10 protein-coding genes and 1 riboswitch are annotated in these 16,740 nt (G+C 39.8%); of the genes, 1 reads left to right on the forward strand and 9 read right to left on the reverse strand.

What is annotated here, in order from left to right; genetic code table 11:
- Nucleotides 1-46 precede the first annotated feature (46 nt).
- Both ACN9MR_RS11670 and ACN9MR_RS11675 read right to left on the reverse strand, forming a co-directional pair.
- On the reverse strand, nt 47-1,483 hold the full coding sequence (locus ACN9MR_RS11670; RefSeq protein ID WP_426329858.1) for a SusD/RagB family nutrient-binding outer membrane lipoprotein: 1,437 nt from the start codon (nt 1,481-1,483) through the stop codon (nt 47-49).
- Between the two features lie 10 nt (nt 1,484-1,493).
- The gene (locus ACN9MR_RS11675) at nt 1,494-4,661 is read right to left on the reverse strand and encodes a SusC/RagA family TonB-linked outer membrane protein (protein ID WP_426329859.1); all 3,168 of its coding nucleotides are present in this window, start codon (nt 4,659-4,661) and stop codon (nt 1,494-1,496) included.
- 320 nt (nt 4,662-4,981) lie between these two features.
- Nucleotides 4,982-5,088, reverse strand: a riboswitch (SAM riboswitch).
- 136 nt (nt 5,089-5,224) lie between these two features.
- Between ACN9MR_RS11675 and ACN9MR_RS11680 the strand changes: the two genes are divergently transcribed.
- Complete coding sequence (locus tag ACN9MR_RS11680) at nt 5,225-6,496, forward strand: TlpA disulfide reductase family protein (protein WP_426329860.1); 1,272 nt, start codon at nt 5,225-5,227, stop codon at nt 6,494-6,496.
- Between the two features lie 1,044 nt (nt 6,497-7,540).
- Here the strand turns inward: ACN9MR_RS11680 and ACN9MR_RS11685 are convergent.
- The 7 genes from ACN9MR_RS11685 to ACN9MR_RS11715 all read right to left on the reverse strand — a co-directional run bounded on the left by ACN9MR_RS11685 (nt 7,541) and on the right by ACN9MR_RS11715 (nt 16,731).
- Nucleotides 7,541-9,217, reverse strand: coding sequence for a trypsin-like peptidase domain-containing protein (locus ACN9MR_RS11685; protein WP_426329861.1), 1,677 nt, complete (start codon nt 9,215-9,217; stop codon nt 7,541-7,543).
- Nucleotides 9,218-9,219: 2 nt separating this feature from the next.
- A complete protein-coding gene (locus ACN9MR_RS11690; protein ID WP_426329862.1) occupies nt 9,220-9,807 on the reverse strand; it encodes a TlpA family protein disulfide reductase in 588 nt (195 codons plus the stop codon).
- Between the two features lie 66 nt (nt 9,808-9,873).
- On the reverse strand, nt 9,874-11,742 hold the full coding sequence (locus ACN9MR_RS11695) for a protein-disulfide reductase DsbD domain-containing protein (protein ID WP_426329863.1): 1,869 nt from the start codon (nt 11,740-11,742) through the stop codon (nt 9,874-9,876).
- A 24-nt stretch (nt 11,743-11,766) separates the two neighbouring features.
- Nucleotides 11,767-12,900 (reverse strand): redoxin domain-containing protein, encoded by a 1,134-nt coding sequence (locus ACN9MR_RS11700; protein ID WP_426329864.1) that lies wholly within the window; start codon nt 12,898-12,900, stop codon nt 11,767-11,769.
- Nucleotides 12,901-12,968: 68 nt separating this feature from the next.
- Nucleotides 12,969-14,390, reverse strand: coding sequence for a PKD-like family lipoprotein (locus tag ACN9MR_RS11705; protein WP_426329865.1), 1,422 nt, complete (start codon nt 14,388-14,390; stop codon nt 12,969-12,971).
- A 10-nt stretch (nt 14,391-14,400) separates the two neighbouring features.
- On the reverse strand, nt 14,401-15,210 hold the full coding sequence (locus ACN9MR_RS11710; RefSeq protein ID WP_426329866.1) for a DUF4843 domain-containing protein: 810 nt from the start codon (nt 15,208-15,210) through the stop codon (nt 14,401-14,403).
- A gap of 30 nt (nt 15,211-15,240) precedes the next feature.
- Complete coding sequence (locus ACN9MR_RS11715; RefSeq protein WP_426329867.1) at nt 15,241-16,731, reverse strand: RagB/SusD family nutrient uptake outer membrane protein; 1,491 nt, start codon at nt 16,729-16,731, stop codon at nt 15,241-15,243.
- Between the last annotated feature and the right edge of the window lie 9 nt (nt 16,732-16,740).

Below are 16,740 nucleotides of genomic sequence, written 5' to 3' on the forward strand. Positions count from 1 at the left end.
TTGGTGTCAGATGGTAACATCCGACACCACTATTACCACTATCGGATTAAAAAGCATCAAACCAAAGTTTGGTAGTTAATAAATCTGCGCCCTGGCTGCTTACCGCATTTTTATAATTCTGTCCGTTTAACGATTGTTCAGAACCTGGATAAATAAAACGTACCGGAATTTTGCCATTCAATACAGTATTAACAGATGCAGTTAATTGCGGATAATCTAACCTTCTCTGCTCTGTCCAGGCTTCTAAACCCTGACCAAACAAAGCGATCCATTTTTGCTCACCGATTGATTTTTTATAATTACCAGCATCATATTGTACCGCAGCCTGATTTAGATAATCATCAACAGCACTTCCACCTATACTGTATTGATCAAAGGATGCCCTGATGGCCTGCTTATAGAGGTCAGCTGCATTTTCTGTAGTAAAACCTCTTGCAGCGGCTTCTGCCCTATCAAAAAGCAATTCGGCATAACTAAAAATCACAGCAGGTGCTTTTGGTGCTAAAAAATAAGTTCCTGGTCTGGAAGAATTTGCCAAACCTATTGCACTGGCTTCTGAATTTGTTGAGCCATTCGGAATGCCTACATAGGTTTGAGGTGTAGCATTATCAGTTTTGCTTGCATAAACTGGTAATCTGGGATCATTTAGCGCAAAAAGTTTATCTACGATGGTTTTACTGATCCGGTAATCATTCCTGGTTTCGAATGATGCAGCCACTGGATTTTGCTGTGGCGAATCACTGTAGAGCAGTGTTGCATTCTCCGATTTGCTGTTAATATAAGTGCCACCTTCAGCCTGTACTTCATCAATTACCTGTTTGGCTTTAGCCGGCTCTTTATCTGCAATGCGTAAAGCGATGCGAAGGCGTAAAGAATTGGCAAACTTTTTCCATAAAGCAATATTACCGCTATAAATAACATCTCCACCTATAACTTTTCCTGAAGCTGGATCTAAAGTTGCCTGAGCAGTCTTTAAATCGTTAAGAATACCATAATAAACATCCTTTTGTTTATCGTAAACCGGCGTAACAAACTGTTTAATTTTTCCAGCCTGTGAATATGGTATATCCCCATAAGCGTCGGTAAGTAACAAAAATACCCACGACCTTAACACAAGTGCAACTCCTTTATAGTTTGGATTGCCTTGTGCATCGCCCAATTCGATAATTTTATTAAAGCCAGCAATACTTTGTGCGTAGCCAGTAGACCATAAAGCCGTAAAGCTACTGTTCGAAAAGATAAACCGATCTTCTTCTGTATATTGAACTTTAGCCCAATGTTGTGCAAAAAGCAAGCTCGAGTTCATATTATTGGTTACCCCCCAATACGTATCGGCTGTAGTTTTAGTGGTGCCCGTAAGTAAATAATCAGGTTGTGGAATTTCTGGAGCATTCGGATTAATATTTACCTCATCGAGCTCTTTATTGCAAGATGAAAATGCAATTGCCAGAATGGCCAGTATATATAGTTTTTTATTTTTCATGATGGTCAGATTAAAATTTAACATTCAGGTTGATACCGTAACTGCGTGTGCTCGGGTTAGAAAGACTTTCCAACCCCTGTCCGTTGCCAGTATTAAAGGCTACTTCCGGATCAATATCTACCGTATTGCGGTGAATAATCCAAAGGTTACGGCCAACAAGTGATACAGAAACCCCTTGCAAACTTAGCGGACGAATCCATTTTGCTGGCAAATTGTAACTAAGCTTAACTTCACGAAGCTTAACATAAGAGGCATCGAATATATTTGCTTCATCGATATTCCTGAACGATTTATAATATTGTTGGGCAGGTAACACTTTCTCATTGCGTTTACCATCAGCCGTTACACCATCAAAAATAATCCCGTCATCATAAACCGTTGCACCTGCCGGAGCAGCTCCGTTTACCCTTACGGTTCCATTTTCCTTTTTATTATCTGGATAATAGTAAGAAATACCTCCGTATTCTGCTGCTCTCCCTGGCAGTGTAGAGGCTAAAACTCCGGTATAAGTACCTGTTGCATAAGTACCGTTGTAAATAGAACCACCAATACTCGCATCAACCAATACACCTAAACTGATGCCTTTATACGTGAAGGTATTGTACACCCCGCCAATCCAATCTGGTGTATATTTTCCCAATACCTGCTTGGTTGGGTTTGTTGCTGGTGCACCTGTGGCATTTACAATAATATTTCCATTGCCATCCCTTAAAAATGCTGTTCCGAAAAGCGATCCATAAGGTTGTCCAACGGTAGCAATTACCTGCGCTGAATTGGTAGCGACAATGTAATTCGTTAATAATTTCTCCGCATCGAGTTCAATTACCCTACTCCTGTTTGCAGCGAAATTGAAATCAATATCCCAGGTAAACTGTTTTTTAATTGGCGTAATACCCAACTGTGCTTCTATGCCTTTGTTGTTGATTTTTCCAGCATTAAGCAGTTTTGAGCTAAATCCGGTACTTTGACTTACATCGGCTGCCAAAATCTGATTGTAACTATTGGTATTGTATGCACTTAAATCGAAACGTAACCTTTTGTTAAAGAAAACAGCCTCAACACCCAGTTCTGTTGAAGTGGTAGTTTCTGGTTTAAGGTTAGGATTAAGATCGATATTACTTGTGGTAAGTTGAGGGTTTGCGTTAAACGGCGCACTAAACGCATAAGTATTGATCAAACGATAAGGATCTGCATCTTTACCTACTTTAGACCAGCCTCCGCGTATTTTTAAATAGTTAAGGGCTTCGCTTTTAATATCGAACGCCTCGGTTGCTACAAAACTTCCATTAAATGATGGATAAAAATAAGACCTGTTCTGTGCAGGCAAGGTTGAAGACCAATCGTTACGGGCCGTGATGTTGGCAAACAGGTAATTTCTAAAGCCAATCTGACCAGATGCATAAACACTATAAGATTTTAACTTCGATAAATTATTAGAAGAAACCAATGGATCGCGGGAGTTTTTAAGGGTATAAAGTCCTGCAATGGCTAGCTTAGGTGCACTTTGATCATTCTGTTCTATATATTGCCTGCGAATGTTACCACCACCCAATAATTCGAGGCTAAAATCATCATTTAACTGTTTGTTAAAATTTAAGGTAGCGTCGGTATTGTTCTCATTTACTGTAAAAGCACTTTCCGTATACGACCCGAAAGGTGTTCCGTTTGTGCCATAAGCAATCCTCACTTTGCGCCTATCGTTATAATAGTCTGTTCCTGATCTGAAATTGAAATCAAGTCCATCAATTATTTTATAATTTAGTGCTAAACTTCCAATAATACGGTTACGGTTTTGCGATACGGTATTTTCGTAAGCTACCCAATAAGGATTGCTGTAATAGCTGTTGTTCCAGTTAAACGTTTTTCCATTTTCATCCAAATAATCTTTCAATTGGTTGATATCAACCTGACGGCCGAACCAGGTAAACTGTAACATGGTACTGGTTGATCTCGAACCGCCCGTTCCAGGCAAATTATCAGAATTAAGTTTGCTGTAATTTGCATTGGCAGTTAAGGTTAATTTCGGTGTTATTTTTAATGATGTATTCAGCACAAACGAGTTTTTGCCCTGACCAGAGTTAGGTACGATCCCCACCTGTTTCAGATTATTGTATGAAATCCGGTAATCGTATTTTTCACCGGCATCTGCAACCGATACCCCATTATTTAATGAATATCCGGTCTGGAAGAAATCGCGCACATTGTCGGGATGCGCCACAAATGGAACGGCTACTCCCTTCGAATAAAATTGCGGAATTAATCTACCATCCAATTTAGGCCCCCAGCTTTCATCTACTCCATCGTTAATGCCTTTACCTGCACCATCTACATAGCTAAATTTGCCTTCCGACCCCTGACCGAAGGCATTTTGATACACAGGCAGCGTAAGCAAAGTTTCTAAAACCGCGTTTGAGTTGATGGCAATGCCTAATCCTTTTTTCGATTTACCTGTTTTGGTTTTAATGAGGATAACCCCTGCTGCAGCCCTCGAACCGTATAGTGCAGCGGCATTTGGTCCTTTTAACACACTCATCGATTCTATATCTTCGGGATTAATATCCGAAATGGTATTGGCATAATCTCTCGCCCCTGCCGAATTTAACTGAGAATTATCTACCGGAATCCCGTCAACCACAAATAATGGCTGGTTATTTCCGGCAATAGATGTTTCCCCCCTGATGACCACACGCGAAGAACCCATGCTCCCCTGGCTATTGGTTACCCTAACACCGGCTATTTTTCCGGCCAGTGCATTTACGAGGTTGGATTCTTTAGCTTCGGCTAAATCCTGTCCTTTTAATTCCTGAACAGCATAACCAAGCGATTTCTTCTGTCTTGAAATACCCAATGCCGTAACCACCACCTCATCAAGCGCATTATCGCTTGACTGAAGAATGATCGAAATGGGGCCAGCATTTTTATTGATCTGTATTTCCTGGCTCTTAAAACCGATATAAGAAAATACCAAGGTGCCCTTATCTGGTGCATGAATAGAAAAAGCTCCTTTTGCATCAGAAATGGTGGCTTGTTTGGTTTCTTTTATTAAAACGGAAACACCAGGGAGTGTTTCACCATCTGCCGATTTCACCGTTCCGGTAACCGTTACATCCTGAGCAGAAAGCTTTTGCGCCAGGAACAGCAGCAAGATAAACGTTATTGATTTTAAATTTTTAAACATATTGTGTAGTTAATTAGTTAAAAAGGGATAATATTTTTGGGCAAAACAATTCCACTACGACTAAAACGTATTTGTTTTTAAAAATAAAAAGGAATGGTTAGCCTAAAGAAGCCTGTTAAAATGGAGCGGTTTTAACAGGGCATACGCATTCGGAAGTATGCATTAAAGTTTGTATTAATGGCTTTTAGCTCGTCTGTTTTTTTCATTTGAATAATTTTCTTTAACCATATTTACTTTTCAAGCATGCGTCGGGGCAAAAAAAAAGCACCCCATAAATCAGAAGTGCTCCATATATTCTTATAAGGATAACGCAAACAACTGACTTAACTACCCCAGATTCATCTGAGATGGAATTAGCACCATTTCTAAAAATTAGATGGTTGCTAAGGCTTCACAGGGCCATTCCCTCCGCCTTTCTTGATAAGTATTTTAAAATAACTGCTGCAAAGGTATAACTTATTCCATTTATCCTATAGTTTTTATAGATTTTTATTGAAATATTTTTTCTTTGCCAATAACATCCATATCTTTGTCTACCAATTTAGTCGTCAATACACATCCCAATGAAACTAAAATCCCTTTTAACAGCCATATTGGCCATATCAACAACTTTTATCTATGCTCAGGAACATCCTGTCTTCGCCAATAAGCAAGCAGCAAAGGTTCAAGAGAAAAAACAAAAAACCTTTGTCGCCCTCGGTAGCTGGCGTGGAATAGCTAAGGTAAAGGAAGGATTAGAGATCCCTTTTAACTTCGAAATCAGCGAAAAAAGTGGTCAGCAGAAATTATATTTCCGTAATGCTGAAGAAAGTTTCGAAGGTGGTCTTGTAAAACAAACAGCCGATTCGCTTTTCGTAAAACTGGATCAGTTTGATAATGAACTTGCATTTGCGATAGATGGTGACCAATTAACAGGTACATTAAGGAAACAAGATAAAGCGGGCAAACCTTTGGTAATTATTGCCGAACGAAAAAATTACCGCTTTAAAACGGCAGACAAACCTGCAACTGCTGATTATTCTGGCACTTATGATGTAGTTTTTAAATCGCCAAATGGTAAGGAAGAAAAGACAGTAGGTTTATTTAAGCAAACTGGTAACAAACTTACTGGCACTTTTCTACGTGTAACGGGCGATTCGCGTTATCTGGAAGGTGTAGTAGAAGGAAATGAATTTCAACTTTCGAGCTTTATTGGCTCCTCTCCTTCCTATTACAAAGGAACTTTCCAGACTGATGGCTCTTTAACGGGCGAAATTTTAGGTGCAAGGGGAAGCCAGCCTTTTACCGGAACTAAAAATAAAGATGCTGCCCTGCCTGATCCTTATAAACTTACCTACCTGAAAAAAGGATACAAAACGCTTGATTTTAGCTTTCCTGATATAAACGGCAAAAAGATTTCGTTAAAGGATGAAAAATATAAAAACAAGGTGGTGATTTTAACCATAACCGGAAGCTGGTGCCCAAATTGTGTTGATGAAGCTACTTTTATTGCGCCCTGGTACAAAGAAAACAAGAAACGTGGTGTAGAAATTATTGCTTTGCATTACGAGCGCTCAACCGAACCCGAATATGCAAAAAAGGTGATTACACGTTTCCGCGAACGTTTTGGAATAGATTACGATCAGGTTATTGCAGGTACAGCCGATAAACAGGTTGTATCTGAATCGTTGCCTGCACTCGATTCTTTTTTATCTTTTCCAACCACAATAATCATAGATAAACAGGGCAATGTGGCACAGATCCATACTGGTTTTAATGGCCCGGCCACTGGCAAATTTTATGATGAATTTGTGAAAGAATTTAATACAGAGATTGATACCTTGCTGAAGAAATAGTTTTTCTTGTTGGTTATTCTTAAGCTAATCGTCACCCTGAATTCATTTCAGGGTTCTGTATCAAAAAACCTCAAAAAGATGTGTCCACACAACAGGACTCTTCGGTCGGGGAAGCAATCTTAATGTTAAAGCGTAGGTCGGTGAGACACCGACCAATAGAATAAAAAACTTTAATAGTAGCACAAGCAAGCCGCTCCAAATAATAATGCAGGTATAGTTTTTGTAAAGCAGGTGCAGTGCTTTTTTGTTTGGGCAGTCCTTCTTTCCGCTTCTATCTTTTTGTGAATGAATTATATAAACAATTGGTCTTGCAACAAAAAGGATAGCCGCTGCAATATGGTTTATTTAACAAAGGTCTGTTCATTAAAACCACAAATATTCCTCGAAAGGAGATTTTTGCCCTTATTTTTTTGCAATGTCAGAGTTACTAGCCCCGGGCGTAGCGGCATCCCCAAAGCGCAGCGAAGGGATACAGCGAAGCACGGGAACAAACTTTAATAGTAGCACAGGCAAGCCGCTCCAAATAATAAATATAATGCATAATGTATCGTTTTTGTAAAGCAGGTGCAGTGCTTTTCGGTTTGGGCAGTCCTTCTTTCCGCTTCTATCTTTTTGTGAATGAATTATATAAACAATTAGTCCTGCAACAAAAAGGATAGCCGCTGCAATAAGGTTTATTTAACAAAGGTCTGTTCATTAAAACCACAAATATTCCTCGAAAGGAGATTTTTGCCCTTATTTTTTTGCAATGTCAGAGTTACTAGCCCCGGGCGTAGCGGCATCCCCAAAGCGCAGCAAAGGGATACAGCGAAGCACGGGAACAAACTTTAATCGTAGCACAAGCAAGCCGCTCCAAATAATAAATATAATGCATAATGTATCGTTTTTGTAAAGCAGGTGCAGTGCTTTTCGGTTTGGGCAGTCCTTATCAGTCGGTGTCTCACCGACCGAAATATATTCCAGGCAATAAATTTACGCATTGGTCGGTGAGACACCGATTAATAGAACTTCTGCGATTTCTGTGTTTCCGTGGCGAAAACTAAGCTACTGAATAGTCTTCAAAACAAATTCTATTATCGTTTTCTTTGGAACCACTACCGTGGTTGTTCTGCTAAATCTGGCAATGTTAATCCCATAAAAACGACCTTGCCAATCGAAAACAGGTGAACCGCTGGCATTGGCTTTAATGGCCGCATCGTGTGTAAAAACAGCATTGAAACCATCTCTCCGCTCCGACTTTCCACCTTCAAATTTCTCTGCCGGATGATTAGTAACCGATTGCCCCCGCCCCTCCAGTTTAAAAGTTTTCTTCATTTTTCCGGCAGCATTTTCCCATTCAAAAGTAACGTCGTCATCTGCCCAATACTTCAGCATTTCTGGGGCAAATTCACTTGCCTTTTCAATAGTTCTTCCATTAATACTAATCAATTCATCGCCAACTTTAATACCCGCTTTTTCTGCCGGACTTCCTTCTTTAATTAACGAGAACTGAACAGGGCTGGAATTGTATACCACCATTGCTCCCAAATAAGGTTGACTGTTAATTTTCGGCAAGTTAAATAGCGTACTGCCTAAAATACTGCGCATCACTTTGCCAGCAGGATCAATGCTATAAAGAAGTTTACCCATTTCTATTTTAACGCTGTCGCTATCAGAAATATTTAAATCAATCCCACCGGTTATTTGCTGTTCAAGTTCAAATAAAACCAGGTCGCTTTCCTGATTTTTTCCAATTAACTTAATTGGCACTGCAAATCCATTAATATCACATTGTGCTTGTTCGCCAACCATAGTGTTTTTACTCAATAGAAACTGTTTTTTAGCTCCATTTGCGATGTTAACATTCAACAAAGTGGCGTAAATATCCTGGGTTTTTCCTTTTACCCTACTTTTAATGGAAAAGCAGCTGTTTTTAATCGTTGGTATATTAAAATCAGGGTGTAAAGCCTTTTGTTTGCTTTCTTTTTGCAATAGTAAAGACAAGGGATCTGTTTTCACACTATCTTGTTTTTCAGGAAAAGCCGTATAAAGCATTTCACTGTTCAAGGCTGTCCAATAACGGCGGTAAAGGTCGACTGGAATTTCGAAATTCATTTCCTCTGAAACATCAATGGCACTGTGCAACCCGATTACACGGCCATAATAATCGAATAACGGGCCACCAGAATCGCCAGGTTCCATTTTGCAGGTGGAGCGGATAAAACCATATTCATTTTTCACTTCTGCAATATTTCCTAATCTTAGGGTTGGCAGGTTTTGATTTAAACTTTCTGGATAAGAAATGCTGATACAAGGTTCGTTTTTAAGTAAACTTGCCGAATAACCCATCTCTGCAAATGGATAGATGCCTTTATCGGTAATTTTCATCATGCCTACATCTGGAATGCCAGGCGTATCTTTATTTTCTATTTTACCCAGAGCCATCGCAATGCATTCGCGGCCATCAGGGAAAAAAACCTTATAATTTTTACCTGGCAAAATGGTATGTGCAGCAGTTAAGATGTAACCATCGGCACTCACTACTACGCCACTAAACTGTGCACTTGTTCTTTGGTTCTGCTGTACGTCGAAACCCCACATCCGTACACTTGCAGGGTATGCTTTTTTAATTGCTCCGGCGATGGTTTTCTGAAATTTAGCCACCTGCTTTAGCTGTGCAGCAGCATTCAGGTTAAACAGTATCACTAAGGCTACTGTTAATGCCTTTATAGAATTATTCATTATTATTTATGATTTTTTGCCAGCTTAATCCGCTCAGAAATTTCCTGGAGCGCCGCGGCATCAGTTCCGGTGAACCCGGTTAGTTTAAATACAATATTGCCTGCTTTATCGATAACGAATTTTGCAGGGATAGCACTCACGCCATAATCTTCAACCGCAGCATTACGCCCAGCTTCATCTTTCAGATCCATTAAAACCTGGAAATTAAAACCCGATTGTGCGATGTATTTTTTCACATCTTCAACTGGTGTTTTGGTGGTTTCCCAGGTATGGATAAATAAGAACTTTACAGAAGCATCATTTTTATAGGTATTAACGGCAAGTTGCATCGCTGGAAAAGATTTTTTGCAGGGCACGCACCATGTCGACCAGAAATCTAACACCACAATCTTTCCTTTTAGATCCTTGAGCGATACTACATTTCCGTCGAGATCTTTTAAGGTAAAATTGGGTGCAGGCACTGTGATCATTTCTGATAAAAGCCTATTCTGTAAGGAATCAGCTTTGTTTACAGCAGTTTGTGCCGATACAGAAATACACGCGAACAGACACAGAGACGCCAAGAGACAAAGCCTTGAAAAAGGTTTCATATTTTAAGTTAAAGGGTTAAAAAACGGCAAGGCCATTTTACCGGCCATGCCGAGCGCATAGGTAGCTTAAATGAGTATTTCTAATATCTTTTCTTTAGGTGGGTAACATTTGGTTTCATCACATACCTGATAATATAAACCACATTTGATTTTAGTACCGGCTTTTGCCTTGCGATAATCGACCATTATCCTAAAGTTTGCCTTTCCTTCAAAAATAAACATGCCCTCGTTGCCCGGATAAGGAATAGCTGCTGTTGTTTTCCATTCTTGATCGGCCACTGCACCTTCAGGGAGTTCCAATCTAGTTTCGGTAACCACAAAGGGATTATCTTTAGATACATAAGCATAAATATGCCAGCCTTTTAAAATTTTGGCTTCAATAAGCAAACTGTCTTTTTTATTACCATTACCAGGAATAAATCTTGCAGAAACGGCTACAGGATCGGCTGTGGTAGGTTCACCACCTATAATGGCTTTTGGTAATTGATAGCTTTGCTGTTGGCCTACAGGAACATTTTTCCCATAGGTATTCACCATGAATTTAAAGCCACCAGACTCCGTATAAAATAAATTGTTGCGGTTTTGGTTAAGCCATTTTCTCCAATCGGCAGCTTTACTGAATTTCTCTGTAGTATAACGTTCCAACAAACGTTGTGCTATTTCAACATCCTTATTAGTTTCTAAAAGACTCACACATTTATCTAAAAGGGCAACTTTACGGTTAGAAATGCCTAGTTTTTGTGCATCACGATCTAACTGAAGGGTATACACGCCGGAAGGATAAAAATACTCATAATTTTGACGGTAATACTTGTGATAAAGACTAATATTAGTACCATAAACAGCAAATAAGCTATCTCCAGCATAACCTTTTACATAGTCCTCAAAAGATTGGGTATCGTTGGTTACCGGCATTTTCAAAAACATTTCGTTGCCATGGCCAATATCTTCGCCTTTTGCTTTTTTATCCTTTAATTCCTGTTGCATTTTCAGCATGCGAAGATTACCTTCCCGCCTCGAAGCAATAGCCTGATTATAAAGATCTTTGCTTAACCGATAGATCAGCTCATCTATGCCGCTACGGGTTTCGATCTGCACTTTTTTAACAATAGCCGGAAGGTGATCGAATTTCTTGATGTAACAGATCGTGTTTACAAAAACATCTTTGGCCTCGTCTGTCATATAATCAGGGGAGCCTGCAAAACCCCACATAAAGTAATTTCCCTGGCGGCCTAGTGCTACTGCCTCGGCATTTTTTAGGCAAACACCACCTGAAATAGATTCAGCATCGGGCGAATCGTTAAATCCTTCGCCATGCGAAACCATGCCGATTAGATAAGGCTCTTTAGAAGAAAAACCCTGTTTTACCACCTGCCACCTATCCATTTGCCTTGGTGTTTCTATACCTTGGTGTCCGTTAAAAAAAGAACCTGGAGTTGGTTTTTTCACCATACTTAGTTTTACGGCATTTGGCGTATTAAAAATGGGATGGTCGGTTTTGATGTTCAAGGCTTCATCATCCAAACACTGACAATACCAATCGAATTTTAAACCTAAAGGCAAACCTACATTTGGCGCCATAGCATGCATTAAAACCATTGGACGACTAAAGTCTGCCGGTAGCACCACTGGACCGGCATCCATCAGCGTTACATCTACCCCGTCAGACATTTCCACCTTGTAATCGGCAACATCCACTACCTTAACTACGGTAAAACGCTGTTCCAAAAAGGCTTTAAAATCTGCCATTCTGGTTTTGTATATTTTTTCGACCACATTTGGCGTAGTTGAATAATACACTACATTTTTGGGCATTGCTTTATCGGGGTTATACCCAACATACAAAACCTTTAAGGCAATTTTCTCCCGATATTTCGCAGTCCCAAAAGTGAGCAGCGAAACCAGCATCAGGCATGCCGTTAGCATCTTTTTCATCGTCTATATTTTATCAACCTGTAACTAATTGAATATTTCAGCAAGCTTTTTATTCAAAGGTTCGCCGCGCAAACCATTGCCAATAATTTTGCCCTGCGCATCTACCAGAAAACTTGCGGGTACGGCACGTACGCCATATAGACGGCCCACTTCGTTGTTCCATCCTTTCAGATCAGAAACATGAATCCAGTCTAAACCATCTTTTTCAATCGCTTCTAACCAGCGTTCTTTTACATTATCCAACGAAACTGAAATAATTTCGAAGCCTTTATCTTTGTAAGTTTGATATTGCTTTACCAGGTTCGGATTTTCGGCCCTGCATGGTCCACACCAGCTTGCCCAAAACTCAACCAGCACCACTTTTCCTTTTAAACTGGCTAACGTAACTGGTTTGCCTACCACATTGTTCTGCGTAAAAAGCGGCGCCACGTTTCCAACAGCAGTAATACCACTTGCGGCAATGCGCTGTGCCAGTTCTTTGCCCATATCGGTTTCGCGGTAAACTTTGCTCAAGGCATTAAAAAGTGGTTCAACCTTCGCTACATCAACCTTACTTCCGGCAGCTTCTGAAAGTGCCACCAAAGCGAAGTATGAAGTTGGGTGTTCTTTAGCAAATTGAAACTGTTTGTCGGTTCTGTTCTGGATATTTTTTCTGAAGCGCAGATCTACTGCTTTCATATAAGCTGTATCTTTTTTTTGTTCTGGTGTACCGCTGTTAAAATCTATATTTACAGCTTTAGTAAGTGCCATAATGGTACCGCCAATGGCTTTATTATAAGCATCATACTCCTGGTAAACCTTCGAGCCGGCAAATACAGCGTTTTCTAAAGAATCTTTAGAAGTAATGCTTACCTGCTCTTTGCCAAAATAAAAGTAAATCACATCGCCGGTATAAACCGCCTTACCTTTACCGTCACCAGTATGATCGAGTGCCATACGGGCGTAGGCATTTCCAGAAATATGCCCGGTAAATTTAAAACTTCCGTTAACTAAGGCTACAGAATCCTCGTGGCTTACACCATTGTCCATGTAATCGACATAAACCTTGGCAGGACTGCCCAATGTGCCTATCTTACCTGTCAAACTAAAATTTGGCGTTTGTGCCCAGCTTAAAACTGGTAACAAAAAGGCCAATACTGTTAATTTTATTATTTTCATGTGTATGTTTCTTTATAATTTAAATATTTCCATGCCTAAGGTTTTGAAGGCTTAAGCATGGAACAGGGTTATTTTCTGATTGCGATATCAACCGGGGCGCCGGGAATGCCTTCGATCTTGTTAATGAGTACACCATTCATTCCGGTAGCTATATTTAGAAAAGAAACGGTCTCTTCCGTTCCTACCATCAGCGTTTCTTCATCGTCGCTAAGTTTTAGCATCGTAACCGATTTACCACTAAAGCTAGTTGCCAGTTCTCTGAGTTCTTCATTTACAGGATTATACCGATAAACTTTACTACCATTGGCAATATAGATTACCCCATTTTTAGCACCACTCCATTTTGTATTTTCGTTAATCAACTCCTGACGTACAAAAAGACGTTTATGTTGGGGGGTAAAGGTAAACGGCCCATTAAACTGAACATTGAACTTTAATTCATAAATCTTCCCATCGGTTCCCTTACAATAGGCAAAACAATCTGCGTTATTAAGTTGCTCCAAATGAATAAGATCCATCCCAACATTTAAAGGATCGAAGGCATTTGTTGTGGTAACCGAGTATTGGGTACCAAAGTAAACAGGTGCGCCATAAAGATTGATCCTGACAAATTGCTTTCTGTTTTTGTCGAAACCAATAAAATATGTAGCCGATTGCGTAAAACTCATTACAAAAGATGGGGCCAATTCGTAATCACCATCAGCAGGTAAGCCAAACATTCCATAAGTAGCCGCCTGATCCCATGTGCTCGTTGTTCCACCGTAAAATTTACCATTTACAATGCCCATCATTACGCCTTGAGGATGCGAGACCAATGAACCAACCTCAAGATTATCTGGTTGTGTAAAGAAGTTATCCTTAAGTGTATTCGGGTATTTTGGATCTTCCTGCATGGTATTGGGCTCCAGCCTGATTCCGCCATTCCGGGTAATAATCCAATATCCCAACAATGTACCCCCTGTAAATGCATTCCTAAGCAGGAATAAATTTTTCGGGTTAACAGGTAAATCTTTCCCTTGCATTGCCCTGTATAAACGGGCCTTTACACTCCCATCTGGTTTGACAAATGAGAACTGTGTTATTCCATTTTCGACACTCAATACCGTTGTACCGCTGGCAAATTCGGTTCCGCCGTCGATGTAAAATTTGTGGAAATATTTCATTCCATTTGCTTTATTTAAAACCGTAAGGCGGGCAGCGTATCTTTTAGCCTGCAAACCGAATATGATCCTCAAAGCTGGTCCGGTATACAGCACGTCATTCCCTTCCATTACACTGATTTTCCATTGAAGCTCTACATTGGCCGCATCGGCACCTTCTATTTTGGGTTTGATGATCAAACTATCACCTACACTTGCCGTGTAAACAGAATCGAGGTTAACCAGTTTAGGTTCGATAGGCATATCGATATCGTAATTGCCCAGGTCTTTATGACATGCGGCAAGAGAAATCACACCAATTATCAATAAGATTAATTTTTTAATATTCATGGCTTTACATTTAAATAACCTCATTACCGTTTTCATCTATAAAATAATATTTGCCATTCTGCATGTTCTTTCTCAACAATGTTTTTTTGGCCGGATTTTGTTTATTGTAGAAATAATAACTATTAGTATTTCCCGCAGTTACCTCTTCAATTACATAGCCCTTTGCTTCATTTTTAGTTACCCAATTAAACGGATTATTTAGCATGGTGGTCAATAATCCTACATAATAAAGGTTTTTTGGTGCGTCAAGTCCATCGGTCGTGAGGGAGGTTTGCCCGGTTACCAGAATAAACAATTCGTGTTTGGTTCTCGAATAAGGAGGAAGTGGCCAGCTATCCCACCAACCTGGTTTTTCCAGTTTAGAAGAGAACACTACCTTTGCCCGGATCAGATAGGGATTTTCGATACCCAGATCTGGTGTAGCGGTTAACTTGATAAGTATGGAAACCGATCTGTTTTCAAGTTCCTTATCCTTATTATAAATCACCACAGGAATGTATCCTAATCCTTTATTCGGAAGGATTGAGTACTGAGTTTTCAAAGCTTCGTAATGAACTCCGGGAGTGGCCGTAGAAGAATCGGCATCTACCCGCGCACTAAATTTCCGCTCTGCATCTGTTCTGATTCCGGATAAACGTACCGGTAGCCATACGGTATCCTGAGCCAGTGTAGGATTATAGGCAAAGGTTCTTACTATACTGTCTTTATCTCCATTATAAATGTCGAAATAAACATTAGCACTGTGATCAAAACGCATCTCTTCTGCTTTCTTGCAAGAAACAAGGCAAATGATTGCGAATATTAATATATATATTTTCATAATTTGCTATTAATAGAATTTCAAATTGTTTTATCTGCCACCGTAAACAATCTCGTCGTTAGGAAGTGGAAGCACGAAAATGTTATCGGAAGCAGGAATGGTTACACCGGTTTGCCCCATTATGCCTCTATTAAGCCGTTTATACATATAGAACAACTGGCCTTCAGCTAACCATTCTTTACGGGCATCCTTAAGCAGTTCTTTTAATAAATCTTCTTCGTTGTTTATAGTTAAAGGGTCGCCTATTTGCCTCGCCTCACGAACCTGTGTAAGGTAATTAACTGCGATCGAGGGATTGTTTGCATATGAGCATTCGGCAGCGATGTAATACATCTCGCTGAGCCTGATTGCAGGAGCCATCAGGTAATGCAGATTTGCACCTGTCTCAGCACTTAAGGGGTTTCTGCGGTATTTAACGATGTCGTAAGATCTTGACGATTGGCTGGAAGTTGCAGATAACCAGTATTTATAACGAGAATCACTTGCTCCGGCCGTTGCCTTCTCATAAATATAATCTGCGGCATCCTCAATCAAGTAAAAACCCCTTGTGCCACTTTGAAACCAATTATCTTTTATTTCTTTTGCAGCACCTGGTATATACCATCCAAAAACGAGTTCCTTATAAAGGATGCGATCTTTTTTCGAATCTTCGAATGCCTCAAAATCACTTTTTGCCGTCCATGGGAATTTTTTCGAGTCGATAACCTCCTTAGCATTAAGTAAGGCCTTAACCTTATCATTTTTATAGAGGTAAACCCGGGCAAGCGTTCCGCATACTGCATAATAATTTAAACGATGCCTTCTGTTCTGCAAGAAAAGACTTGGATTTTTCTCTTCTGTATTTTTCAGCGTATCGGTTACTAAGGGATAATTCACAATATAATTGGCACTCCGAATCGGATCTACAACTAATAATTGTTTCGACTCTTCCAAATCTTTGATGATCAAATCAATGGTTTCCGATACGTTTGAAACCGGAGTAATCTCCTTCGTGTATTTGTTAGCATATGGAATTCCTTTTGCTGAGGGGTTTCTCAAATAAGAAGGTGCAAAAAGACGCAACAGATCGAAATGCAGATATGCTCTTAATGCAAGTGCCTCTCCTTTGATAATGGAATAATTGGAGCCGCTAAAAATGTTCTTTTTTGCATCTACATTTTCGAGGATCAGGTTACAGTTAACAATTGCATTGTATAAACCAGCCCATATTCTATCCTTACGCTTGATAAATTCGCCATGTTTATAATTGTACAATGAGGTCTGTCTGTAATCCTGTCCGTCATCACGCATCGAAAAATTTTGGGCAAGTACCTCTGTTGTTCCAAATGTGAGTTCTTTGCCATACAGATCCGATTCTGTACTGCGGTTATATACGCCATTTATGGCTTCCATAAAGCCACTTTCTGTACTGAATAAAATTGGAGCAGCAATTTCTGATTCTGGCTCAACTTCCAGCCATTTCTTGCAGGAACTCAATAATCCTGTTATCAGGATGAGGCATATTAACAATCTAATTTTCATGTTTTTATA

The sequence above is a fragment of the Pedobacter sp. R-06 genome (assembly GCF_049913135.1).
Classification (GTDB): domain Bacteria; phylum Bacteroidota; class Bacteroidia; order Sphingobacteriales; family Sphingobacteriaceae; genus Pedobacter.

Bases quoted from the DNA above. Each gene is read 5' to 3' on its own strand.
- ACN9MR_RS11670 (WP_426329858.1), bottom strand. From the start codon at position 1,483: ATGAAAAATAAAAAACTATATATACTGGCCATTCTGGCAATTGCATTT.
- ACN9MR_RS11675 (WP_426329859.1), bottom strand. From the start codon at position 4,661: ATGTTTAAAAATTTAAAATCAATAACGTTTATCTTGCTGCTGTTCCTG.
- ACN9MR_RS11680 (WP_426329860.1), top strand. From the start codon at position 5,225: ATGAAACTAAAATCCCTTTTAACAGCCATATTGGCCATATCAACAACT.
- ACN9MR_RS11685 (WP_426329861.1), bottom strand. From the start codon at position 9,217: ATGAATAATTCTATAAAGGCATTAACAGTAGCCTTAGTGATACTGTTT.
- ACN9MR_RS11690 (WP_426329862.1), bottom strand. From the start codon at position 9,807: ATGAAACCTTTTTCAAGGCTTTGTCTCTTGGCGTCTCTGTGTCTGTTC.
- ACN9MR_RS11695 (WP_426329863.1), bottom strand. From the start codon at position 11,742: ATGAAAAAGATGCTAACGGCATGCCTGATGCTGGTTTCGCTGCTCACT.
- ACN9MR_RS11700 (WP_426329864.1), bottom strand. From the start codon at position 12,900: ATGAAAATAATAAAATTAACAGTATTGGCCTTTTTGTTACCAGTTTTA.
- ACN9MR_RS11705 (WP_426329865.1), bottom strand. From the start codon at position 14,390: ATGAATATTAAAAAATTAATCTTATTGATAATTGGTGTGATTTCTCTT.
- ACN9MR_RS11710 (WP_426329866.1), bottom strand. From the start codon at position 15,210: ATGAAAATATATATATTAATATTCGCAATCATTTGCCTTGTTTCTTGC.
- ACN9MR_RS11715 (WP_426329867.1), bottom strand. From the start codon at position 16,731: ATGAAAATTAGATTGTTAATATGCCTCATCCTGATAACAGGATTATTG.